Below are 23,666 nucleotides of genomic sequence, written 5' to 3'. Positions count from 1 at the left end.
CCGCTGGCTCCCTCATTTGATCTTCTATGGCTTTTTCTAACGCACAAAAAAACAGGCCAATCTGGGCCTGTTTTTTTAGTGTCATACTTAAGGTGTGTGTTGTGTGAAGGACGCTTCCCCAACCAATGTTTGAGGCGTGTTATCGTCAATGGTCAACTTGGCATCGCAACCACTGATGATGACTGCACCAGCAATCTTATCTGGATTGCTTTCATGTTCAAGATTAAAGACAAAATCCACTTTACCACCGGGTGAAACCTGTATCGGCATGATCAAGCCACATGATGCTGAAAAGCTGCCGCCGCCTCCGAAAAGCTCAATTTTACCGCCTCCTTGCATCAAATTTACTACCATGGTTAAGGCTTGATCAGCGGGAATATCAAGCTCGTAGCGAGTCTGATCAGGCTTGACGATATGATAGCCCTCCCAAGTTTTGTCCGCATTGCTCATATCGATACGAACGTATTCATTGTTCATAAGACTGCTGTCTTCCATAAAGCCGTTGACTGTTACAGTAAAACTGGCTTTTGGCATATCTGGGGGCACAGCTATCTTAGATACACAGGCCGTCAAAGCCATTAATAGCGACAATAAAAAGGCACTTTTCACTAACTTCATCTGAGTCTCCTTCATTATTCCTTTTTCCTAATAACAGAATATAACGTCATTTCAACAGATCGAAAAGACAGTTTCATGACATATATCAACAAGTTGATGTCATACCATACAAGAAAACATGTTTTGGAATTGATTAAAACAGACACAATTAAGTGACCTTTTGACGCGTTAAAGCCGTTAAAGCCATGCTGGCAATAAGACTACTGGAAGCACCACTAACTGGAAGTACCACTAACTGGAAGCACCACTAGTCGTATCCTGAAGTTTCCAATGGCCTAATGCCTTTATTAAAATAATGGCGATACAGTTTGTAAAAGCGAGTAAGGTGAACAGGCTTTTCGCCCTTGTATTGATGCAAGAAATAAAAGTGCCATCGCCTACCTCTAAGGTTTGGCAAGACTCTTATCAGATTTTCTTTTTGCAGATGAGTATTGGTAAGAAACTCAGGCAATAAAGCCACGCCCATGTCGTTCAATACCACTTCTAATGCTGTCGTAAGAGTATTCACTTTTGCACTGTGTGGCACGCTAATACGCTGTTCATTGCTGTAGTCATTGGCAAAAATTTGAAACTTTTCGCGGTGCCAAGCCGTGGCAATGTATTTGTGCTCAGATAAGTTGTCTAGGGAAGTGACTTCACCATATTGCTTCAAGTAACGCGGCGATGCACAGAACACCTCCGAGACTTCGCCTATGGACAAAGCACGATAATCACAATCTTTAATGTCACCACCAAAAATGGCCGCATCCAAGCCGTGTTCAATTAAATCTTGCCATTTTTCCGTCACCACCACTTCTGGGATGAGTTTGGGAAATTCAATACACAATTGTTTTAACGCAGGAATAACAATGCCTTTTTCAAAAAAAGGTGGTACAGAAACCTTGAAGTGTCCACTGGGCTCCTCTTTCTCGCTGCTTAATTCCGTCAAGGTCATGCTCAGTTGTTCACTCAACAACTCACTGCGAGCCAAGAGATGTTCACCTACTGCGGTAAGCGCAACGCCTCTGGTATTGCGAATCAAAAGTTGTTGCCCTGTCGCTTCCTCTAGGCGTTTAATTTGTTGACTAATCGCGGCTTTACTCATACCTAGCTTTTTCGCAGCAGCCGTGAAGGAGCGTTTATTAGCCACTTCAACAAAAATCAGTAACAAGGGTGCGAGCTTTACTGTGTTCATATAATTTAACAACACGTTAATTTAATGGTTATTGTCTAATATCCTTTACGACCCTAAGCTGTGTCAACACATTAAGGAGATTCCATATGCCAAGTTACATTGTTGTTGATTTAACCCCATTAGACAAAGAGAAACTGAGTGAATACAGTGCATTAGCGGCAGATACTTTCGCACCATACCATGGGCATTTCATTGCTAAAGGTGCTATTGAGGTGCTGCACGGTGACGCCTTACATCCCATGAAAGCCATTATTGAGTTTCCAGACAAAGAAAGTGCAAAAGCTTGGTATGAAAGCCCAGCTTATCAAGCTCTGATTCCCTTACGAGAAAAAGGCATTAGCAGCAACTTTCATCTAATCTAACACTGTCACCTCATCTAAAATGGGGGCCATTTAGGAGAGCGGGTATGGCTCAGGTCACAACACATTCTTTACCCATAGATAGCGAGCTTAGACGTTATGTAAAACAAGAGGATTTTATCGATTGTTATGCGATTGAGTCCGATTTGCCGCCTCGTCGGGCGGCAGAGATCATTACTAACTTCCCAGCTTGGGCACGTTTGCTGGTAAAAATAAGAAATGCGATGACAGCCCCGTTTGGCCTCTTAAAAGAGGGGCCACAAAGTGCTGATAAAGTCGGTTTCTTCCCGTTGGAATTAGACACAGCTCAAGAGGTGATTGCTGGCTTTAATGACACTCACCTCAACTTTAGAGTGTCTATTATGGCGTTGGATGGGCGGATTTATTTGGCGACTTGGGTTCACCCTCATAACAAGCTGGGCAAATACTATCTAAAGACTATTCTGCCCTTTCATAATCTCATAGTGCACAACGCCTTACGTCGCGTTCATAAAGCAAGTTTTTAATGCTTATATATAAAAAAAGCCGTTGTGAAACCATTCACAACGGCTTTTTCGTGTCGTTTAGTAGACTAAATTGAAAGCCAATTAGTCCTGATTTATAAAGTAATTTACAACATAAGCTGGTAAATCAGCAGCCGGTACAACCACTTGCTCCATGGTGTCACGGTCACGCACTGTAACGGGTGCACCTTCTTGTTCGATGGAATCAAAATCCACCGTCACACAAATTGGCGTGCCCACTTCATCATGACGACGATAGCCTTTACCTACGTTACCTGTATTTTCGTAAAGGATACGGCCTAGACCCAATTTCTGTAGTTTGTTTTTCAGCTCTTTCGCTAAGGCAACGATTTCAGGCTTGTTCTTTTTCAACGGCAAAATCGCTACTTTAATAGGCGCAAGGTGCGGTTTGAATTTCAATACAGTACGTGTCGAACCGTTTTCCAATGCTTCTTCTGTGTAGGCTTCGGTCATAACCGCTAACAAACCACGATCCAAACCAGCAGAAGGCTCGATACAGAAAGGCACCTCCCACTTGTTGGCTTCTAGATCACGAATTGCCAACTTAGCCGTAGAGTCGGTGTTTTTCTTCACGCTCGCTGACAAGCCAAATTCCTCTTGCGCTTTGGTGTGTGAGCCCAAATCGTAATCGGTACGGTTTGCCACCCCTTCCAACTCTTCAAATCCGTGTGGAAACTTGTACAAGATATCCACAGTGGCTTTGGAGTAATGGGCTAGGTCATCACCTGTAACGTATTCAAACTGGATGTTGTCTTCAGACAAACCTTGGTCTAACCACCATTGTTTGCGGGTTTCTACCCAGAATTCGTGCCATTTTTCGTCTTCCCCTGGCTTACAGAAGAATTCCAGCTCCATTTGTTCAAATTCACGCACACGGAAAATGAAGTTGCGTGGTGTGATTTCGTTACGGAAAGACTTACCAATTTGTGCAATACCAAATGGCAAACTGCGTGATGTGGAATCCACCACGTTTTTGAAGTTGGTGAAGATGCCTTGCGCAGTTTCAGGACGCAGGTAAGTGTAAGACTCTTCATTAACCATTGGGCCAACGTTGGTCTTAAACATCAAATTGAAATCACGGGGTTCTGTCACCTCAGTTGACCCACAGTTATCACAGACTTTGATGTCTTTCATGTGGTCGGCACGCATACGTGATTTACACTCATGACAATCCACCATAGGGTCGGTAAAGGTATCTTCATGACCTGAGTATTTGTAGACGTGCTTGTTTTGAATGATGGCCGCGTCCAAGCCTTCTACGTCATCACGTTCGTAAACCATGGATCGCCACCAAGCCGCTTTTAGGTTGTTTTTTAATTCAATACCTAACGGACCGTAATCGTAAGCACCCTGCATACCACCGTAGATTTCACTGCCTTGGAAAATAAATCCACGACGTTTACAAAGGGAGACGAGTTCATCCATCGTTTTAGCTGGCATTTCTAAACACACCTTAAGCAATATTGGTTAAATTGGAGACATTTGGCCTACACCAAATGTAGAAAGATAGTTAATCGCCGCACATTGTACTCTTTGACCGTATTTCGCTCAATGGCAACGTAAAGCAGAAGCTGCGAATGTAAATAAGAGGAAAGCATGTCTCATATAGCTAGCAATTATGTCCCCGATGGTATAGAAATACACTTTATTTGCACATTTATTTTATAAGGCTGTAAAACAATGCGTGCTTCTGCTTCTCCCTACACCATGATATTGGGTGCAATGGGTTTAATTCCATTTGTATTTGCCACCTATCTAAGCTGGACCGACACAACACTATTTGATCGTTCTGGTTTATATCTCTTTATTACTTATGGCGCGATTATTTTGAGCTTTTTGTCTGGGACCCTATGGGGACAATTCATTCATAAAGAGTCTAGCCTAGTCAGTAAGTACCTACTTATTTCCAGCAATGTGGTGGCTGTCGCGGCATGGTTTTCATTACTCCTCGATATTCAAGTGTTGTCCATTGCCCTACTCTTTTTAGGCTTTATCAGCACATTTTGGGGCGAAGCCAGATTTGCACGCGAAGCAGATACTGAAGTTTCTCCTTATCTCACCCTGAGATTTGTACTGACCATGATTGTTTGTGTATTACACCTTTTGGTTTTCTATCCAAGCTATTGATTTTTCCAGTCCTTCCAACAGCTGAAGGACTGATCCTTTCCCCTGTCCAATACGTACAACGAAATGATTGTTACTAAATAAACAGGGAAAAACCATGCTAACCATTTTTTACGATGGCAAATGTCCTTTGTGTGCCGCTGAGATGAAAAGTTTGGCCAAATTCGATACCAAGCATCAACTCGTTTTAGAAGATTTGCACGCCGACGATTTCCCACAGCGCTTTCCCCACATTGACCCGGTTGCCGCTGATAAAATATTACATGGCCAACTGGAGGATGGACGCATTATCAAAGGTCTAGATGTGACCTGTACTGCTTGGAAGTTGGTCAATAAGCATAGGTGGCTGCAAGCTTTAAGGTGGCCCGTGGTGCGCTTTTTTGCCGACCAAGCCTATTTATTTTTCGCCCGTTATCGCCACCCTATTTCCGCCTTTGTTAGTGGTCAGCCACGCTGCGAGCCTTGCCAAAAAGACAAGTGTGATCTGCAATAATAGGACTGACGAGTATGTCGACTTTTCAAGCGTTAGTGATTGGGGCCAGCAGTGCGATCGCTCAAGCTATCATAGAAAAGCTGCAGCAAGACGCTGATTGCAGTGCCATCACTGCCGTGTCTCGCGCTAACATTAGGCTGCCAAATAATGACAAGGTGATTTCTGTCACTTGTGACTATCAGCAAGACAGCATTGCTGAGCTATGCCAGACCTTACAGGCATCACAAGGAATGATTCATAAGGTTTTCATTTGCAATGGCTTACTGCACAACGACAATATGCAGCCAGAGAGAAAAATAGAAAGCGTTAATGCAGCCCAATTGGCAGCGAGCTTTCAAGCCAATAGCATCACGCCTATGCTGTGGTTGAAATACCTTTTGCCTGTACTGAAAGGCACAAGTGCAACGCAAGTGGCTATTTTTAGTGCCCGAGTAGGCAGTATTTCTGACAACAAAATGGGCGGCTGGTACAGCTATCGCGCCTCCAAAGCTGCCCTTAACATGTTGATTCAAACCTCCGCCATTGAATACGCCAGACGAGCAAAAAACGTCAAATTAATTGCCTTTCATCCTGGCACCACAGACACGCCTTTGTCGCAACCTTTCCAGCGCTCCGTCCCCGAAGGCAAGCTTTTCACCCCCCACTTTGTGGCCCAACAGTTGCTGGATTTAATGAAGCAAATCCCCATGGACAATCAAGCGTCTTATAGGGATTGGAATCATCAAGAGATTGACTGGTAGCATCACACCATGTCCAAACTGAGGAACAGACGCGACTGCTCGCTGCTCGCAGCAGGCGATCTGTGCACCATGCCACGCCCTTGTGATGCAGGCCAATCATCACCTTTCATCAAGGCGACGTCGCCTACCTTTAGGCAGTTAATACGACCTTGATGCAACAAACCAGAGTTGTGATCTTTGGCGTCACCACCTCGCCCTAATCGCGTGCGCTGTACATGGGCTTCATGCAACCATTCACTGCCAGCGCCTGCGTAGGTGGTAATCAAACGGCAGGGGATTTTATCCACATGAAAACGCGGACACATGGCTTTTGATAACACATCCAAACGCAGACCTACGTCTTCTAAATCAAACAAACAGGCAAACATCTCCATCAATAAGGTCACATCTTCTATGAAAGCCGACTTACCTCTGGCTTGTGGCAGTAATTTCTCGAGCAATTTGGCGGCCAGCTGTGGAGTTTGCTGTCCTTTAAAACTGAAATGAGGTGCTGCGGTGATCATGCTTTGCGCATAGTCAAAGGCGTCACCTAAGGGTCTTTGCCAAATCGCCATGCCTATCTGTGGCTGATAAATGTCCCCTAAAATCTCTCTGTGCCTAGCTTTCGCTACGCTTAACGAAACCGCTTCAGAATAAAGCGAAACCGAGTCTTCTCCTTGTTCTTCACCCCCTTCTTTGAGCGGATAAGCAACAAGATGGTTGGCAGCGGATAACTCGACTTGCTTTAATGGCGCACTCACTGGCATGGATGAACTCCCCTTTGAATTTCTCCCACAGAAAAAGAAATGTTATATCATAACTTAAATAAAGAGAAGTACAGGGCAAAGCACAAAAGCTTATTTTAAAAGTGGGTCGTCTTTGGGCAGATGCTTTTGAATCCACAACGCCAATTTGTGCTTCATATTGGGTAAGTCTTCTTTATCGGCCGGCAAGGCAACAATGAGTTTATCCAACACCAACAAGCGATAAATGGCTTCGACTTTTTCATTAGCAGACATGGTGGCAGAAAAACCTGCATAACCTCGCTGCAGAGCGTATTTTTCGCCAACTTGAATCGCTTTTTTACTCAGTGCCACCTCATTTTTCATTTTTTTCATCTGGCTTCTCCTGTTCTGCTTAGCTGGCAAGCTTGTCGACAATTAAAGGGTTCTTTTTATAAAAGTAACGTTATAAAAGTAACGTCATAAAAGTAGCGTCATAAAAGTAACGTCATCATAAAAACACAGTAAAGCGGAGCTGTGAAGCCACTATGACAGACTTTGCACAATATGATTAACAAGAAGAAAAACCAAAATTGTCGACAATTTAACTTGATAAATGCCATTTTAAGGTCTATAACACTTAACATTGTCAACAATTAATCCAATATTATGAGCCAGATCATCCCGATAAAATCCGCCACACTGTCAGAAGACATTGCCCAACAGCTGATCAATGCCATTGTGACTGGTGACATTCCACAAGGCAGTAAAATCTCTGAACCGGAACTTGCCAAGCAATATGGGATTTCCCGAGGCCCTCTTCGAGAAGCCATTGTTAAACTGGAAGGATTAGGGCTGGTCACTCGTACCGCTAACGTTGGTGCTCGCGTCATTGAATTGAATTTGGCCGACATGCTAGACACTTTTACCATGCGCGAAGCATTGGAAGGCATGGCAGCAAGATTGGCCGCCAGCCGCATGGACGAAGCCGAAGTCGCCAGCTTATATCAGTTACTCGATAAACATCAGGCATTTTTAGACGCCAATCAAGATGAGCATTATGCACAACAAGGTGGTAACGAAGATTTTCATTTGCGCATTATTCAGGCCAGTGGCAACCAAAAACTCATCCGCTTATTGAGTCACGAACTGTATGCTGTGATTCGTATGTATCGTCGCCACACAGCCGATCAACGTAATGATCCTCGCCAAGCATTGCGTGAACACAAAGCCATTCTTGATGCGATTGCCAATCAAGAAGGTGATTTGGCGGAACTCTTAATGCGTCGCCACATCAGCCGAGCTTGCCGTTTATTACAACAAGCCATGGAGCAATCAGCCCATGCCAGCCCAAGTAAACAATAAAAAGGAAGACACCATGAGTCGACTCTCAGCCGGAGCCAAATTCAGACAAGCCGTTGCCGATCACGCCCCATTGCAAGTCGTAGGCACAGTTAATGCCTACTGCGCCATGATGGCTCAACAAACTGGCCATCAAGCAATTTACCTTTCCGGTGGCGGTGTCGCCAATGCGTCATATGGCCTACCAGACCTTGGCATGACGGATTTACACGATGTATTAACAGACGTAAAACGCATCACCTCTGCATGCGATTTGCCACTTCTGGTGGACATAGACACGGGCTTTGGCGGCGCTTTTAACATTGCACGCACCATACAACAAATGGAAAAAGCCGGCGCGGCTGCCGTGCACATTGAAGATCAGGTACAACAAAAGCGTTGTGGACACCGCCCGAATAAGGCCATTGTCAGTCAAAGTGAAATGGTCGATCGCATCAAAGCCTGTGTCGACGCCAGGCAAGACGAACAATTCGTCATCATGGCACGTACTGATGCTTTGGCGGTAGAAGGGATGGAATCCGCTATTGAACGCGCCATTGCTTGTGTTGAAGCCGGTGCTGACATGATTTTCCCAGAAGCCATGCTGACGCTGGAGCAATATCAAGCCTTTGTTAGTGCGGTAAAGGTACCTGTGTTGGCCAATATCACTGAATTTGGTGCCACCCCCCTCTTCTCCAAGGAAGAGTTAGCCAGTGTTGGGGTCGACATGGTGCTGTATCCCTTGAGTGCCTTTCGCGCCATGAACAAAGCGGCGCTGAATGTCTATCAACATCTATTACAAGATGGCCACCAGCGAGAGGTGGTTGAGCAGATGCAAACTCGTAGCGAGCTTTATGAATTTTTAAATTATCACGCTTACGAAGATAAGCTGGATCAACTGTTTACGGAAAAATAACCAAGTAACTATTTAATAAAAAACAACCAAGTAACTATTTTATAAAAAACAGATAACTTTTCGATACAACAAAACGCTAGACACGATTCTCAATTAACTCCAGAGCATTTCTAAAGTGCTGCGTGGTGACAATAAAAAAGGAGATAGGCAATGGCAAAAGTACTTTCAGGCGCAGGTTTACGCGGTCAAAGCGCAGGCGAAACAGCACTCTGTACCGTCGGCAAAGCTGCCGCGGGGCTCACTTACCGAGGCTATGACATAGACGTACTGGCCGACAAAGCCAGTTTCGAAGAAGTGGCGTATTTACTTCTCTATGGCAAGTTACCCAATCGTCATGAACTGGAAAATTATCAGGCCAAACTCACCCGCTTGCGTCCGTTACCCGACGCCCTCAAAGCTTGTTTAGAACTGATCCCCAAAGACGCTCACCCCATGGATGTGATGCGCACAGGCTGCTCTTTTTTGGGCAACATCGAACCCGAAAAAAATCAACAAGAACAATTGGATGTGGCGGACAGACTGGTCGCCACCCTACCCGCCATAGTGCTCTACTGGTATCGTTTTTCCCATCAGGGTGTGCGTATCGACACCCATAACCCAGATGAGCCGTCTTTGGCGGGGCATTTCTTAACCATGCTTCACGATGACACGCCCGAGCCACTTCACACCCAAGTCATGAATGCTTCCCTAATTCTGTATGCCGAGCACGAGTTCAATGCTTCCACTTTTACCGCGCGGGTCTGCGCTTCCACCATGTCCGATATGCATTCTTGTATTACCGGTGGCATTGGCAGCTTACGAGGCCCCTTGCATGGTGGTGCCAATGAAGCGGCGATGGACATGATTGAAAACTGGCGTAGCCCAGAGGAAGCGGAAGCGGCTTTGTTAAAAATGCTGGCCAATAAAGACAAGATCATGGGCTTTGGTCACGCTATTTATAGCGAGCGCGATCCACGTAATGACATTATCAAAAAATGGTCGAAACAATTAAGTGAGGCAGTGGGCGACAGCCATCTCTACGCCGTCTCTGAACGTTGTGAAGCCGTGATGTGGCGGGAGAAAAAACTCTTTTGCAATGCGGATTTCTTCCACGCCAGTGCGTATCGCTTTATGCAAATCCCCACCAAGCTGTTCACGCCGATTTTTGTTTGTTCCCGTGTCACCGGCTGGGCTGCTCATGTCATGGAGCAAAGGGCCAATAACCGCATTATTCGTCCTAGTGCCGATTACATAGGGCCAGATCATGCCGACTGGATCGAGCTAGAAGATCGTCAATAAAGAATTCATTTTAACAATAAGGATACCCTATGAGTGCCAATGTAGATGTCAATAACCGACCCGATTACGATCAAGTTATCCAAGATATTGCGGATTATGTATTGAATTACCAAGTCACCAGCGAAGAAGCGCTGGATACGGCGCGCAACTGCCTAATGGACACCCTGGGCTGTGGCTTACTCGCCTTACGTTTTCCTGAGTGTACCAAGCATCTCGGCCCCATTGTTCAAGGAACGGTAGTGCCAAATGGTGCTCGGGTTCCCGGCACCTCTTTGCAACTGGATCCTGTGAAGGCGGCGTGGGACATTGGCTGCATTATTCGCTGGCTAGACTATAACGATACTTGGTTAGCAGCAGAATGGGGGCACCCTTCGGACAATCTAGGGGGAATATTAGCGGTTGCCGACTTTATCTCCCAACAAAAAGTCGCGCAGGGAGAAGCCCCTCTGACCATGCGTCAAGTGCTCGAAGCCATGGTAATGGCTCACGAAATTCAGGGCGTACTGGCACTGGAAAACTCCTTTAACCGAGTGGGCCTGTGTCATGTATTGTTAGTACGTGTGGCATCCAGTGCCGTGGTGACCAAAATGATGGGCGGGGATCGTGAACACATCATGGCTGCCATTTCTCAAGCTTGGGTCGATGGCTCAGCCCTGCGCACTTATCGCCATGCACCGAATGCTGGCTCGCGCAAATCTTGGGCGGCAGGTGACGCCACCTCGCGTGCTGTGCGTTTAGCGGATATGTCGATGCGAGGCGAAATGGGCATTCCGGGGGTATTGACCGCACCACAGTGGGGGTTTTATGACGTGTCTTTCAGCAAAACCAATAAAGACCAAGCCATCAAACCGATCGAGCAGAGACAATTCTCCTTCCCACAAGGCTATGACGCCTATGTGATGGAAAACATTCTGTTTAAGATTTCATTCCCCGCAGAATTTCACGCTCAAACCGCCGCCGAAGCCGCGGTGACCTTGCATCCGCAAGTAAAAGACAAGCTCGCCGATATAGAGAAAATCGTCATTCGCACCCATGAATCGGCCATTCGTATTATTTCCAAGGTTGGACCTTTGGCCAACGCTGCGGATCGCGACCACTGCTTGCAATACATGGCCGCCGTCCCTTTAGCCTTTGGCGAATTGATCGCAGAACACTATGAAGACGAATTCCACCAAGCTAACCCAATCATTGATGAGCTAAGAGACAAGATGGAGATTATCGAAGATACTCGCTTTAGTGCCGAATATTTAGAAGCCGACAAGCGCTCTATCGCTAACGCCATTCAGGTCTTTTTTAAAGATGGTTCAAGTACAGATGAAGTAGTGGTGGAATACCCTATTGGTCATCGCCGCCGCCGTGCAGAAGGCATTCCCTTGTTGGAGCAAAAATTCCAAAACAACTTGGCAACACGCTTCCCAAGTTCTCGTTGTCAGCAGATTTTTTCACTGTGCAAAGATCAACAAGCACTCGAAAATACCGCGGTGAATCGTTTTATGGATTTATTTGTCATTTGATGTGCTTGTGCTTCAAGAGCAAGTCACAGCATACTCATAAAAGTTGATGTGCAAACTCCAAAAAGAGAACAAGCAAAGTTTGTTCTCTTTTTTATTATCGCCATTACTTCAACCTTGCTTCAAGACACTCACTCATCACCTTACTCAGTGCAATATTAACAAGAAATATTTACTGAAAAATCACTTAATTATTAGCTTCGCCAAAAAATATTAATGATATTCATTATTATTAATATCTTCTTGCAGAACAATGATTTAGTTTTTTAAGAATGATTTTAATTCATGAAATGTAAGTGGTTTTTTGTAATACTCTCTCACAATTTGCATTCACTACTATTTGGCGAAAGCATCAATATCAAACCATGGGGATAAGCTGTATGATCTCAACTTTTAAAAGAATTTCGCTGCCAAAACAATTAGGGGCAGGCACACTACTGGCAGTATTAATTAGTTTTATTATTCTGGTGTTAGTCATAGGACAACTCTTCAATAGCGAAATCAATAAGATAGTGACAAAACACCAAGAGAAGGAAGTGGAGCTGGTGGTAAATCGCATCAATGGCCTTTACGATTCCTTTGTCCACATTTCAGGCTTCAACAACAAGATTATTAATATGAGCTTGCAAGGCATGAGGGTGAATGCCAATAGCAACTCACAAGTAAAAGGAATATCTTTACCAAGCCTAAAGTTAAATGGAAAATCCATTAACGGCAGTAGCCAAGTGATAAAAGACCTTGCTAATGCAATGAACACAGACATCAGCATTCTGCTTTCCAAACAAGGTAAGCTCTATCGCGGTGCCAGCTCTGATCCCAATCTCCCCATAGACATCCAAACCAATTCCAACGTCAGTAAAGCATTACTGAGCAATAATGACTTCGTCGGCAGAAGGGTCATCGATGGCAAAGAGTACTTTGCTTCGTACCAGCCGATGCAAGGCCAAAAAGGTGTGTTCATTGAACAATTATTTCCTCTTGAAGCCATCATCAAACCATTGCGCGACTCTTTGAACAAAACGGTCTTTGGTAAATCAGGCTATATCTATGTCACTGACGCCAGCAAAGCAAAAGAAGGCTTGTTGATCATTCATCCTACTGCTGAAGGCAAGAACCTTTATCAACTGAGCAGTGAATTAACGGATACCTTTAAAAAGCTTTTCCAGTATGACAAGGGTACCATTCGCTACGCAGTAAAAGTCACAGACAAAGACGACACAGCTCGCCCTTCTAAAATAGTGTTCCAAAAAGCCTCTAAATGGGGTTGGGTAGTGAGCTTAAAATCCTATGACGATGAATATACGGAAGAGGTAAATCAGGTACTCTTCATTGTCGCTATTATCGCCCTAGTATGCGCCATCAGCTTAACCTTTATTTTAATACTCTTTATCCGTAAAGCATTGGCTCCACTAAAAGAAATGTCGACAGCCATGTCTGAATTGGGCAAGGGAAATCTTGCTTTCCGTTTTCACAAAAAGGTAGACAAACAGAGTCATAATGAAATTGATTTGTTGCAAGGCGATGCGGTTAAAATGCGTGACAATCTTATTAACTTGGTCAGCAAGATTCAAACCTCTAGTGAAAATCTATTGTCTTCTACAGCAGGCATATCCTCAGCGAATAAAGAACTGGTGCAAAGTGCCGACTCAAGCCAACAAGCAACCGCTCAAGTCAGTTCTGCCATTACTCAGGTTTCGACATCGATTGAGGAAGTAGCGCAAAGCTCAAATCAGGTCTCCGAGCAATCGGCTAAAGTCTCTCACTTGGCCACACAAGGTCACCATGCAATGAAACAGGTAGAAGAAACGGTGGGCATGTTGTCATCCGCGTTCTCACAAGCATCTGACACCATCAAGCAGGTTGAGAACAGCTCGAAAGACATTGGTGAGGTCGTCACTGTCATCAACAACATCGCAGAACAAACTAACCTCTTGGCGTTGAACGCGGCCATCGAAGCAGCTCGTGCTGGAGAGCAAGGTCGTGGCTTTGCTGTGGTTGCCGATGAGGTACGTGTACTGGCACAGCGTACCCAAAATTCAACCGAAGAGATTCGCAATGTGGTGGATAAACTGCAAAGCAACAGTCATTCAGCCGTACAAGACATGGAACAAGGCTCAGAGCAGGTACAAAACAGCATAGAACAGACGCAAACAGCGGATCGACTATTGGATGATATCCTTGAATCCATTCAAGAAGTGGAAATGGGCATCACCAACGTCGCCACAGCGACGGAAGAACAGAGTGTGGCGTCAACGCAAATTCGTCGCAACGCCGAAGAACTGGAAAATGCAGCGCAACATACTCAGTCTAAGGCAGAAGAATCTCAAAAGCACAGTCGGTCAATTTCTGACCTAGCCAACGAACTACAGAAAGATCTGTCTATTTTTACCATCAAGTAAACTGGTCTTGGTTCTCTCCTGTTGTCACAGTATCATAATGTGGCAACAAGGAGACCTGTATGACGCACCTCGACAATCATCGCCATTGCCTACTTATTAGAGGTAACACTCATGAGATATTGTCGCAATTTATGCACGTCACTCAACACTTGAGCCGTCCTCTTATTTGCAGTCAAGACCCTAGCCTTTATCAAACCCTCAATCAAGATGACTTTGAGACCTGTTCGTTCAAACAGGTTCGTCAGCAGCTTGGTCGAACTCATCAAGCGGTCTTACTTGATCTCACACAAGGGGTTTCAGCCAGTGCCTTGGCAATATTAGCGGGTACCGTTCGGGGCGGAGGTTTGTTTGCCCTAGCCTTACCAAAAGACGATTGGCAAAGCCATGTGGATAAAGATTTGGGGCGTTATTTGCCTTGGCCCTATGAGCCACAGCAGGTACAGAGCTATTTTAAGGATTATCTACTCTCTCGATTAGAAAATGCCCAAGCCCTTTTCACATCAAATTTGTCACCACTTCCTGCCCTTGATGCCCTACCAGAACACATTTCGTTAACGCCAGCCCAGCACACAGCTCAACGAACCTTACTACAAGGCACAGCAAAGCATTATGTGTTATGCGCCCCTCGTGGTCGTGGCAAATCCACTTTACTGGGTGACAGTTTAGCCATCTTATGCCGAAGTCATGGCAAAGTGGCCTTAGTGGCGGTTAATCAAGATGCCATCGGCACCCTAAGAAAGCAATTTCTTACTCGCTGCCAACAAAATGGCAAGGAAATTGAGCTGCCTTTTTATGCTCCCGATGCTTTCTTGGCAGATGCATCAGACTGGGATCTACTGGTAGTAGACGAAGCGGCCATGCTGCCAGTGCCGCAGCTCATCGAGTTAAGCAAACGCGCTAAAACCACTTTATTTAGCACCACAGACTATGGTTATGAAGGGGCTGGAAGAGGTTTTGGGTTACGTTTTTATCGTTATTTACAGCAACAACACGCTGCTCAAGCTCAGGTCATGCAACTTGAACTAGAGGAACCAATACGATGGGGGAAAAATGACCCACTCGAAGCTTGGGTGAGCGACAGCTTCTTTTTCAGTCAGTCTTGGCCAGAAATAACTCAGCAAAAAATACCATCAAGTGCTTTGGACTATCAAAGCAATCAGGCCAAGGACTGGCTTAATACCCCCAATCAATTGGCGCAAGCATTTCAATTACTGGCCAAGGCCCATTATCAAACAACAGCCGATAATCTTCGCTGGGTTTTAGACGACCCTTCTTTACAGCTTCACAGTCTTTATGAATCAAACCAATTGCGTGCTCTCGCCATTGTCAGTGAAGAAGGTCAGCTGAATGAGCAACTGAGTCAACAGATCATGGCAGGGAACCGACGCCCACGGGGACATTTGCTACCGCAATCTTTACTGGCCCATGAAGCCATCGCGGATGCAGGGCAGTTTCAGTATTGGCGCATCAGCCGCATTGCCACTCAACCTTCTCTGCATAACCAAGGCATCGGCAGTCAATTACTGCAGCACATAGGGCAAAAGGCGAAACAAGCCTGTGACTTTCTCGCCACCAGCTTTGCCGTTACTTCAGAGGTACTGTCTTTTTGGCTAAAAAACGATTATCAAATTGTCCGACTGGGTACCGCCAAAGATCAGGCCAGCGGTTGTTATTCCATTATGATGCTAAAAGCAGTCAGCCATGATGCAAAAAGGGTTTGCCCCAGTTGGCGTAGGCGTTTTTTGGACAAATTTTGTCCGAGTCTTTTACTGCAATATCAGGACATTTCTTGTGAGTTAATTTTACGTATTTTAGCATCTCATCGTGACTTAACTCACCTTCCCATGTCACTGCAATTAACTTCGTCTGAAATGAGTGAAATTAGGCTTTTCATTCACCATCACAAACCCTTAGAGAGTTTGCGACCAGCTTTATACAAAGCCTGTTTACAACTGGCTATTCAAGGTCATTTGCAATCTCATCAATCACTGCATCAGGCGTTTCTTGCCACAGGGTTAGGACGCCCTACACAAGTATTACAAGCACAAGCACGCCTTTCAGGAAAAAAAGACTTACTCAAGCGTCTCAAATTATTGCTGAAAGAGCATGAGGCAAATCTTATAAAAATGGGCGGATAACCACCCATACAGCTTTAACAAGTGTGCCAAGTCTCCCCCATAAGCCTTCTTTAATTCTCATATACACTTCAGAAAGAATAAATTTAAAATCAATAAAATCAATAATTTAAGTAAATTTTTAAAGAATTGGCATAAATTATGTAAATGACTGACCCTAGCAATACCTGTTTTGCTCGTCCATGTGACAAAGAAACAGGCAACAATAATAAATAAGCTTTTTGGAGTCTTATAAAAATGAAAAAAATCAGTCTTGCTCTAACTTCTCTTGCCTTAGCGTTTTCTGCAAATACCGCTTTAGCCAACTGTGATGCTGGTGAGCGTGTAGTAAAATTCAGTCACGTGACTGGTGGTACAACGCACCCTAAAGTGGTTGCTGCTAATAATTTTGCAGAGCGCGTTAATAAAGAGATGGACGGAAAGTTGTGTGTTGAGGTTTACCCTAACTCAACGCTTTTTGGTGATTCAAAAGAACTTGAAGCACTTTTGCTAGGCGACGTTCAGTTGCTAGCACCTTCTCTATCTAAATTCGGTTCTTACACAGATAAATATGGTGTATTCGACCTACCTTTCATTTTCAAAGACATGGATCACGCCATTCGCTTTACCAAAACCCCGGAAGGCAAAAAACTTTTATTGGAAATGGATGAATACGCAGGTTTCGTAGGATTAGGTTACTGGATGTCTGGTATGAAATACTTCTCTGCCAACAAACCGCTTATCCTACCAAGCGATGCCAAAGGCTTGAAATTCCGTGTACAAACCTCTGATGTTGCAAAACAAATGATTGCAGCAATGGGCGCTTCTCCACAAGCTATGGCCTTCTCTGAAGTATATGGCGCTTTACAAACAGGTGTGGTAGATGGTCAAGAAAACACTTGGTCAAACATCTACACGAAAAAATTCTACGAAGTGCAAGACAGTACTACAGAAACCAACCACCAATTGTTGGCTTACTTATTCATGACGTCTTCTGAATTCCTAGACAGCTTATCATCTGAGGATCGCGCGCAATTCCTACAAATTGCTGATGACGTGACTCAAGAAGCGAACCTTTCTGTAAAAGCCAAAGAAGCGGCGAACCGTGCTAACATTCTTAAGGCTGGCGGTAAGATCAATACTCTAACACCTGAACAACTAGACGTTTGGGTTGAAACAATGAAGCCTGTGTGGAAGCAGTTCGAAAACTACATAGGTACAGATCTAATCAACGCGGCAGCTGGCGCATAAGTTAGTCTTACCCTGCAGTGAGCTGGCCCTTTGGGGCCAGCTCTTTGTGGTGTTAATGTGACCACCGTCTCCTTCTGATGACCCTATAGTTTCACAATCTTGCCACACGCTGCTGTTTATTGTTTTGCTCCACAAGCACTAGGAGAACCTCATGGCATATTGGCCACATTTATATTTACTCTTCTTTATCCTGATTATTTGGGGTTTAGAAAAGCGCTTTCCAAAGGTAATGGAAAGAGCAGAAGAAAACCTGCTCATTATTGTTATTTCATCCATCATGCTTGTGTCTTTCGGTCAGGTAATTGCTCGCTATGGCTTTAACACAGGCTGGGATGCTGCTCTGGAATTCAACACCATTGCTTTCTCTTGGCTGATCTTGCTAGGCATGAGTTACGGCATCAAAACCAGTCTTCACTTAGGTGTCGACATTGTGCTTAACGCTGTTCCTCGCCCTATTGCCAAAGGCCTTTCTTTATTCGGTGCTGCTGCCGCCATGCTGTATGGATTGATTCTATTAGACTCTACTTGGTTGGCCATGCTGGGTGTCGATGTACGCGGTGGTGCGATTGAATACTGGTCAAAAATGTTCCGCATTGGTATTGGCTCTGAAGAATTGCGTTACCCAGCCTTTATTCAAGAATGGTTTGGCGTACGCCCACGTGTTCAACGCTGGATTGTATTAGTGATTCTGCCCATCAGTTTGGCGCTTTTGTCTTATCGTTCTTTGCAAGCCTTCATCAACATTGCGCGTGGCAAACGCGACATGTTGATCAGCGGTCATGAAGCTCAAGACCTTGTCAAAGAAAATCAAAACGCCCTAAAAGACTAGCACGGGAGCTTTATTGTGGAATCTCTTATTCTCTTTTCCTTGGTACTGACCCTGCTGTTTATCGGCTTGCCGGTGGGTATCTCGTTGGGCTTATCGTCCATTTTATTTATTACTTTCTTTTCTCACGACTCATTATCGTCTGTGGCCATTTCCTTGTTTGGAGCGGGTCAGCACTATACCTTGCTGGCCATCCCTTTTTTCATCATCGCCTCGTCTTACATGTCGACCGGTGGTGTAGCAAAACGTCTGATTAACTTCGCCATTGCCAGTGTGGGTCACTTCCGCGGTGGTTTGGCCATGGCATCCGTATTGGCTTGTATGATGTTCGCAGCTTTGTCTGGTTCGTCGCCAGCCACAGTGGTTGCTATCGGTACCATTGCCATTGCGGGTATGCGTCAGGTGGGTTACTCCAAGGAGTTTGCTGCAGGCATCATTGCTAACGCAGGCACCTTGGGTATCTTGATTCCACCTTCTATCGTTATGGTGGTATACGCAGCGTCAGTTGACGTGTCCGTAGGTCGTATGTTCTTGGCAGGGGTTATCCCAGGCTTGATGGCTGGCGGTATGTTGATGTTGGCCATCTATGTCGTGGCACGCATCAAGAAGCTACCTGCTGAAGAGTGGAAAGGATTTGGTAACCTAGTTCGTGGCGGTAAAGACGCTGGTTGGGGCTTGTTCCTTGTGGTAATCATCATGGGGGGTATCTATGGTGGTGTGTTCACACCAACTGAAGCAGCGGTTGTGGCAGCAGTATACTCTATATTTATCGCCCTCTTTGTGTACCGTGACATGGGCCCACTGAAAGGCCAAACTTGGACCAACGACAATGATGCACCGCACGCCCGTGTGGGTTTCAATGGTACGGTTTATGGTGTGTCCTTCTTCCTGGTGTGGGAAATCATGTCATTTTTCGCTCTTGCGGACAGTGAAACCATCACGGGCGGTGATCGTGCCCTATGGGGGTTGATCATGTCTGTCTTGTTGGGCGTTTTCTATGTTTACAAACGCTCTGCTAAGTTGGATGCCTCTATTATTGCTTGTTTGGCGGCAGGTTTACCCATTTGGGGTCGTAATCTAAGTCTGATGTTACGCGGCTTCTTCCCATCTTTGTTTGGCGAAGAGTCTCGCAAAGTTATGTTGGAAGGCACCAAAACCACTGTCATGTTGATGTTCATCATCGCCAATGCCTTGTTGTTTGCTCACACCTTGTCAGCAGAGCGTATTCCACAAGCCATTACTGAGTGGATGTTGGGCGTTGGGTTCAACTGGTTTACCTTCTTGATCGCAGTCAACATTCTATTGTTGATCGGTGGTCAGTTCATGGAACCATCAGGTCTTTTGGTCATCGTTGCCCCCGTGGTATTCCCTATTGCTATGGAACTGGGTGTCGACCCAATCCACTTGGGTATCATCATGGTGGTTAACATGGAAATCGGTATGATTACCCCACCCATAGGTTTGAACCTATTCGTTACCTCAGGCATCACCGGCATGAGTTTGGCCCGCGTGGTAAAAGCCGCTATGCCATTCGTATTGGTATTGATGGTGTTCTTGGTATTGGTAACTTACATTCCTGCACTATCGACCGCCTTGCCTTACAGCATTATGGGGCCAGAAATAGTTCAGTAATGACTGACTGAGAAACAATGAGAGACCTTCTATAGACTAGAGTCTCTTAACCACAAAAAAGAGCCGTAACCTGAAAAGGTACGGCTCTTTTTTTGACTCTGTACAATTCCTTGCTTTATCGACTGCTTTAACGAGCCAACCAACCACCATCTACGGCAAGGGTGTAGCCATTTACATAACGTGAAGCATCCGATGCCAAAAAGACCACTGGCCCTGCCATGTCTTCCGGTAAGCCCCAACGACCCGCTGGAATCCGTCCTAATATCTCACTCGAACGCGCTTCGTCAGCACGCAAGGCTTGCGTATTGTTGGTGGCCATATAACCTGGCGCAATGGCATTCACATTAATGCCGTGCTGTGCCCATTCATTGGCCAGCAAACGGGTAACCCCCATTACACCACTCTTTGATGCTGTATAAGAAGGCACTCGAATCCCCCCTTGGAAAGACAGCATGGAAGCAATATTAATAATGTTACCTGACGTACCTTGTTTGATCACTTGTCGAGCAAAGCCTTGTGACATAAAGAACACCGACTTAATGTTCACATTCATGACGTCATCCCAGTCTTTTTCACTGAAATCAATGGCATCATTACGGCGAATGATACCAGCGTTGTTTACTAGTATGTCCACTTGGCCAAATGCAGCGACAGCCTCGTTAATAACCAGATCAACCGCGTCTACTTTACTCATATCCGCAATCACACTGTGAAACTTGCGACCTGTTGCCGCCATAAGTTCAATGGTTTCTGATGGATTTTCACGATTGACACCAACAATATTGGCACCCGCTTTCGCCAGCGCCAAAGCCATACCTTGTCCTAAACCCGTATTACACCCGGTAACTATGGCCACCTTGTTGCTTAGATCAAACATTTCTTTCATAAAATCACCTAATCAATTTTTCACTGCAGAAATCTGCCGAACAATGGCAAAGCAGTTCGCATGTCCATTCAGAATAACACAAGAAAATATATTTTTAAATTTAATGAAACAGCTTTTCATATATTAACATAAAGCCAATTCTCAGCCGCTCAACCAGCATTGGCATAAAAAATAAAGTGAAAGTGCTTTTTAAAGCTCAAACAAACGTCCCTGTTTGTTTGCTAAATGACTGTGCGACTCTGTCGAATCGCACAAGCTATTGACTAGCGCATTGCACGACGCAAGATACGATTACCTTGTGTCATGAAGTCATCTGCCGCTTCTTCTACGGTAATTTGTCCTTGGTCCATTTTTTCGATTAACTCTTGGAACAAGCTGACAAATTGCGGATTTTCAAAGTAAGCCGATGTCTGTAGTTGCTTAGGAAGGTCATTGATTTGCCCAAGACCCGCCACAGACAAATCAGACTCTTTGATTGTACCGTCTAGCATCAAGGCACGACGCGCCGCCAAGCTCAACGGCACACCACGGGCTAAGCCCATGGCTTTGTAACCTGCTGGCTCATTGAGAATGAAGTTCAACAGTTTCGCCGCCTCTTCAGGTTTTTCTGAGTTTTTACCAATGGAGAACATTTGCGCTGGCTTATAAAACAGACCCGCATCACTGGCTCCTTTCATCATTGGATAGAAGCCTAACTCCAATGACATAGGTGGTTTTAGGTTATCGTTATACTTGTTGATCGCCGAGTTCCACATGTACAAACCAGCCCATTCGCCATTGATCCAAGGTTTGTGCTCATAAAGGTTGGCCGCACCAAAACCCGCAATGTATTTACTGCTTGGCGCCACATGGTTGTTCACCATGTCTTCGTAAATTTTAAAGAATTCCAACATTTGCTCGTCAGAATAAGCAATGCGCTTGTTGTCTTCATCTATCATTGGGATGCCGTATTTCTGCACCATATAAGAACGGTTCAAGGCAATCACATCACGGCCTTCCAACACCAATGGGAAGTACTCATCACCCAGCTTTTCTTTGAAGACTGGGCCTGCTTTCATGAAATCATCCCAAGTCACTGGGTAAGGCAAGCCCGCTCTGTCCCATGTGTCCTTGTTGAAATAGAAAATACGTGCAGCCATGGAGTTTGGAATGCCATTCAACTTACCATTGTTGGTACCCGCCGCTAGCGCTGCTTCATCAAACTGACTGAGATCCAGAATATCGCTGTAGTCACGTAAATCTTTAAAACCATCACCACGAGGGGAGAAAATCGGCATCCAGTTCCAATTGGTTTGCATCAAATCCGGTTCAGTATTACCGGCTATTTGCGTGGTCAAACGCTCCAGGTGACCACCCCAACCTGTGTATTCTGTTTTGACACTGATGTTCGGATTCACTTTTTCAAACTCATCTACGGCAGCATTGGTCGCCGCGTGACGAGAGTTCCCGCCCCACCAAGACATACGTAACTCTTCTGCGCTGGCATTGACACTGACCATAGATCCTGCGGTTGCTAATCCGACCAACATAGCTATTGTTTTTATTTTCATGCTTGCTTTCCTCGTTTATAACATAATGTTAAAACTTCTTAGCGCCGCTAGAGACAAGTGCTGGCAGCACATAAAAAGCCGTTAGAGAGAGATATTTTCCTCGGTTTGCTTATCAAAGATATGGGCATTGTTCATTTCAAAATGGAACAACTGCTCTTTACCTTTTGAATTCCATAACTGTGTTTCTACAATGTCAGAAGGAATTCGAGCACACATTTCCTTCTTCTCACCATCGACAGAGAAATGAACATAAAACTCTGCTCCCATGTTCTCCATACGAATCACTGTGCCTTTCACTACGGCACCTTGCGGTGAGTTATCATCAGCCAACTTGATAAACTCTGGACGAATACCAAACACCACATCTGAGGTGAATTTATCCGCCACTTTTTGAGCTTTTTCTGCTGACAAAATCAGCCCTTGTTGTGCCAAAGACAGGTGATATTCCCCCTGCTCATTGCGTGACAAGTCTGCTTCCACCATGTTCATTTCTGGCGCTCCAATGAAGCCTGCAACAAATAGGTTTCGCGGGTATTTATAAAGATTGGCTGGCGTGTCTACTTGCATGATGTGCCCATCTTTCATGACACAAATACGGTCACCCATGGTCATGGCTTCCGTTTGATCGTGGGTGACGTAGACACTGGTCGCTGAGCGATTGGTTTGCTTTAAGGTTTTGTGTAGATCAGAAATACGCACTCGCATGGAGGCACGTAATTTCGCATCCAGATTCGATAAGGGTTCATCGAACAAGAAAACCTGAGGACGTTTGACAATGGCACGCCCCACCGCCACACGCTGTGCCTGACCACCAGACAATTGACGCGGCAAACGATCCAATAAAGGCGTTAATTCCAACAATTCGGCGGCTTCGTTAACCTGCTTCTCAATGTCTGCCTTGCCAACCTTGGCCAGTTTTAAACCAAAGCCTAAGTTTTCCCGCACGCTCATGTGTGGATACAAGGCGTAGTTTTGGAACACCATGGCAATACCACGATCCTTTGGCGGTAAATTATTGACGATACGATCGCCAATCGTGATGGTGCCACCAGAAATGGATTCCAAACCGGCCAACATGCGTAATGTAGTGGATTTAGCGCAACCCGAAGGTCCGATCACCACTAAGAACTCACCGTCTTCGATTTCTAAATCTATCCCATGAACCGCTTTAAAACCGTTCGAGTACACTTTCGTTAAATTTTCTAATACAACTTTAGACATAATAGCTA

The 23,666-nt window shown here is 45.2% G+C and carries 22 protein-coding genes; 14 read left to right on the top strand and 8 right to left on the bottom strand.

What is annotated here, in order from left to right:
- Positions 1 to 87: 87 nt before the first annotated feature.
- Together ABXS85_RS15050 and ABXS85_RS15045 are read right to left on the bottom strand one after the other, a co-directional pair.
- The gene (locus tag ABXS85_RS15050; protein ID WP_353667344.1) at positions 88 to 618 is read right to left on the bottom strand and encodes a hypothetical protein; all 531 of its coding nucleotides are present in this window, start codon (positions 616 to 618) and stop codon (positions 88 to 90) included.
- A 247-nt stretch (positions 619 to 865) separates the two neighbouring features.
- A complete protein-coding gene (locus ABXS85_RS15045; protein ID WP_353667343.1) occupies positions 866 to 1,792 on the bottom strand; it encodes a LysR family transcriptional regulator in 927 nt (308 codons plus the stop codon).
- 86 nt (positions 1,793 to 1,878) lie between these two features.
- On the opposite strand from ABXS85_RS15045, the gene ABXS85_RS15040 reads away from it, so the two are divergent.
- A complete protein-coding gene (locus ABXS85_RS15040; RefSeq protein ID WP_353667342.1) occupies positions 1,879 to 2,154 on the top strand; it encodes a DUF1330 domain-containing protein in 276 nt (91 codons plus the stop codon).
- 44 nt (positions 2,155 to 2,198) lie between these two features.
- Complete coding sequence (locus ABXS85_RS15035; RefSeq protein ID WP_353667341.1) at positions 2,199 to 2,657, top strand: DUF2867 domain-containing protein; 459 nt, start codon at positions 2,199 to 2,201, stop codon at positions 2,655 to 2,657.
- An 81-nt stretch (positions 2,658 to 2,738) separates the two neighbouring features.
- Here the strand turns inward: ABXS85_RS15035 and ABXS85_RS15030 are convergent, their stop codons facing one another.
- Positions 2,739 to 4,115 (bottom strand): glycine--tRNA ligase, encoded by a 1,377-nt coding sequence (locus ABXS85_RS15030; protein ID WP_353667340.1) that lies wholly within the window; start codon positions 4,113 to 4,115, stop codon positions 2,739 to 2,741.
- Between the two features lie 240 nt (positions 4,116 to 4,355).
- On the opposite strand from ABXS85_RS15030, the gene ABXS85_RS15025 reads away from it, so the two are divergent.
- The 3 genes from ABXS85_RS15025 to ABXS85_RS15015 all read left to right on the top strand — a co-directional run bounded on the left by ABXS85_RS15025 (position 4,356) and on the right by ABXS85_RS15015 (position 6,032).
- The gene (locus ABXS85_RS15025) at positions 4,356 to 4,802 is read left to right on the top strand and encodes a DUF3429 domain-containing protein (protein WP_353667339.1); all 447 of its coding nucleotides are present in this window, start codon (positions 4,356 to 4,358) and stop codon (positions 4,800 to 4,802) included.
- Positions 4,803 to 4,896: 94 nt separating this feature from the next.
- Positions 4,897 to 5,292 carry a DUF393 domain-containing protein gene (locus tag ABXS85_RS15020; RefSeq protein ID WP_353667338.1) on the top strand — a complete coding sequence of 132 codons (396 nt, stop codon included), beginning with the start codon at positions 4,897 to 4,899 and terminating at the stop codon, positions 5,290 to 5,292.
- Positions 5,293 to 5,306: 14 nt separating this feature from the next.
- Positions 5,307 to 6,032: an SDR family NAD(P)-dependent oxidoreductase gene (locus tag ABXS85_RS15015; RefSeq protein WP_353667337.1), complete on the top strand. Its 726-nt coding sequence runs from the start codon at positions 5,307 to 5,309 to the stop codon at positions 6,030 to 6,032.
- 2 nt (positions 6,033 to 6,034) lie between these two features.
- Here ABXS85_RS15015 and ABXS85_RS15010 read toward each other — a convergent pair whose 3' ends face one another.
- Entirely contained in the window at positions 6,035 to 6,778 is a 744-nt protein-coding gene (locus tag ABXS85_RS15010) for a DUF1826 domain-containing protein (protein WP_353667336.1), read from the bottom strand.
- Positions 6,779 to 6,868: 90 nt separating this feature from the next.
- Positions 6,869 to 7,129: a DUF5062 family protein gene (locus ABXS85_RS15005; protein ID WP_353667335.1), complete on the bottom strand. Its 261-nt coding sequence runs from the start codon at positions 7,127 to 7,129 to the stop codon at positions 6,869 to 6,871.
- Between the two features lie 273 nt (positions 7,130 to 7,402).
- Here ABXS85_RS15005 and ABXS85_RS15000 point away from each other — a divergent pair, with 273 nt between their 5' ends.
- The 9 genes from ABXS85_RS15000 (at position 7,403) to ABXS85_RS14960 (ending at position 20,001) form a co-directional block, all read left to right on the top strand.
- Complete coding sequence (locus tag ABXS85_RS15000; RefSeq protein ID WP_353667334.1) at positions 7,403 to 8,098, top strand: GntR family transcriptional regulator; 696 nt, start codon at positions 7,403 to 7,405, stop codon at positions 8,096 to 8,098.
- A gap of 13 nt (positions 8,099 to 8,111) precedes the next feature.
- Positions 8,112 to 8,990 (top strand): methylisocitrate lyase, encoded by an 879-nt coding sequence (gene prpB / locus ABXS85_RS14995; protein ID WP_353667333.1) that lies wholly within the window; start codon positions 8,112 to 8,114, stop codon positions 8,988 to 8,990.
- Positions 8,991 to 9,140: 150 nt separating this feature from the next.
- Positions 9,141 to 10,268 carry a 2-methylcitrate synthase gene (gene prpC / locus ABXS85_RS14990; RefSeq protein ID WP_353667332.1) on the top strand — a complete coding sequence of 376 codons (1,128 nt, stop codon included), beginning with the start codon at positions 9,141 to 9,143 and terminating at the stop codon, positions 10,266 to 10,268.
- A 29-nt stretch (positions 10,269 to 10,297) separates the two neighbouring features.
- The gene (prpD, locus tag ABXS85_RS14985) at positions 10,298 to 11,782 is read left to right on the top strand and encodes a 2-methylcitrate dehydratase (RefSeq protein ID WP_353667331.1); all 1,485 of its coding nucleotides are present in this window, start codon (positions 10,298 to 10,300) and stop codon (positions 11,780 to 11,782) included.
- Between the two features lie 377 nt (positions 11,783 to 12,159).
- Positions 12,160 to 14,178 carry a methyl-accepting chemotaxis protein gene (locus ABXS85_RS14980; RefSeq protein WP_353667330.1) on the top strand — a complete coding sequence of 673 codons (2,019 nt, stop codon included), beginning with the start codon at positions 12,160 to 12,162 and terminating at the stop codon, positions 14,176 to 14,178.
- A 59-nt stretch (positions 14,179 to 14,237) separates the two neighbouring features.
- A complete protein-coding gene (locus ABXS85_RS14975) occupies positions 14,238 to 16,316 on the top strand; it encodes a GNAT family N-acetyltransferase (RefSeq protein WP_353667329.1) in 2,079 nt (692 codons plus the stop codon).
- 234 nt (positions 16,317 to 16,550) lie between these two features.
- Positions 16,551 to 17,543 (top strand): TRAP transporter substrate-binding protein, encoded by a 993-nt coding sequence (locus tag ABXS85_RS14970; protein WP_353667328.1) that lies wholly within the window; start codon positions 16,551 to 16,553, stop codon positions 17,541 to 17,543.
- A gap of 151 nt (positions 17,544 to 17,694) precedes the next feature.
- The gene (locus tag ABXS85_RS14965; RefSeq protein ID WP_353667327.1) at positions 17,695 to 18,372 is read left to right on the top strand and encodes a TRAP transporter small permease; all 678 of its coding nucleotides are present in this window, start codon (positions 17,695 to 17,697) and stop codon (positions 18,370 to 18,372) included.
- 15 nt (positions 18,373 to 18,387) lie between these two features.
- The gene (locus ABXS85_RS14960) at positions 18,388 to 20,001 is read left to right on the top strand and encodes a TRAP transporter large permease (RefSeq protein ID WP_353667326.1); all 1,614 of its coding nucleotides are present in this window, start codon (positions 18,388 to 18,390) and stop codon (positions 19,999 to 20,001) included.
- A 127-nt stretch (positions 20,002 to 20,128) separates the two neighbouring features.
- Here ABXS85_RS14960 and kduD read toward each other — a convergent pair whose 3' ends face one another.
- The 3 genes from kduD to ugpC form a co-directional block, all read right to left on the bottom strand.
- Positions 20,129 to 20,887: a 2-dehydro-3-deoxy-D-gluconate 5-dehydrogenase KduD gene (gene kduD / locus ABXS85_RS14955; RefSeq protein ID WP_353667325.1), complete on the bottom strand. Its 759-nt coding sequence runs from the start codon at positions 20,885 to 20,887 to the stop codon at positions 20,129 to 20,131.
- Between the two features lie 263 nt (positions 20,888 to 21,150).
- The gene (locus ABXS85_RS14950) at positions 21,151 to 22,437 is read right to left on the bottom strand and encodes an ABC transporter substrate-binding protein (protein ID WP_353667324.1); all 1,287 of its coding nucleotides are present in this window, start codon (positions 22,435 to 22,437) and stop codon (positions 21,151 to 21,153) included.
- Between the two features lie 81 nt (positions 22,438 to 22,518).
- Positions 22,519 to 23,658, bottom strand: a complete 1,140-nt coding sequence (gene ugpC / locus ABXS85_RS14945; RefSeq protein WP_353667323.1) for a sn-glycerol-3-phosphate ABC transporter ATP-binding protein UgpC — start codon at positions 23,656 to 23,658, stop codon at positions 22,519 to 22,521.
- Positions 23,659 to 23,666 lie beyond the last annotated feature (8 nt).

Source organism: Marinomonas sp. THO17 (assembly GCF_040436405.1).
Lineage (GTDB): Bacteria > Pseudomonadota > Gammaproteobacteria > Pseudomonadales > Marinomonadaceae > Marinomonas.
Note: the sequence above shows the minus strand (reverse complement) of the source record. Positions and strands in the feature narration are given on the sequence as shown.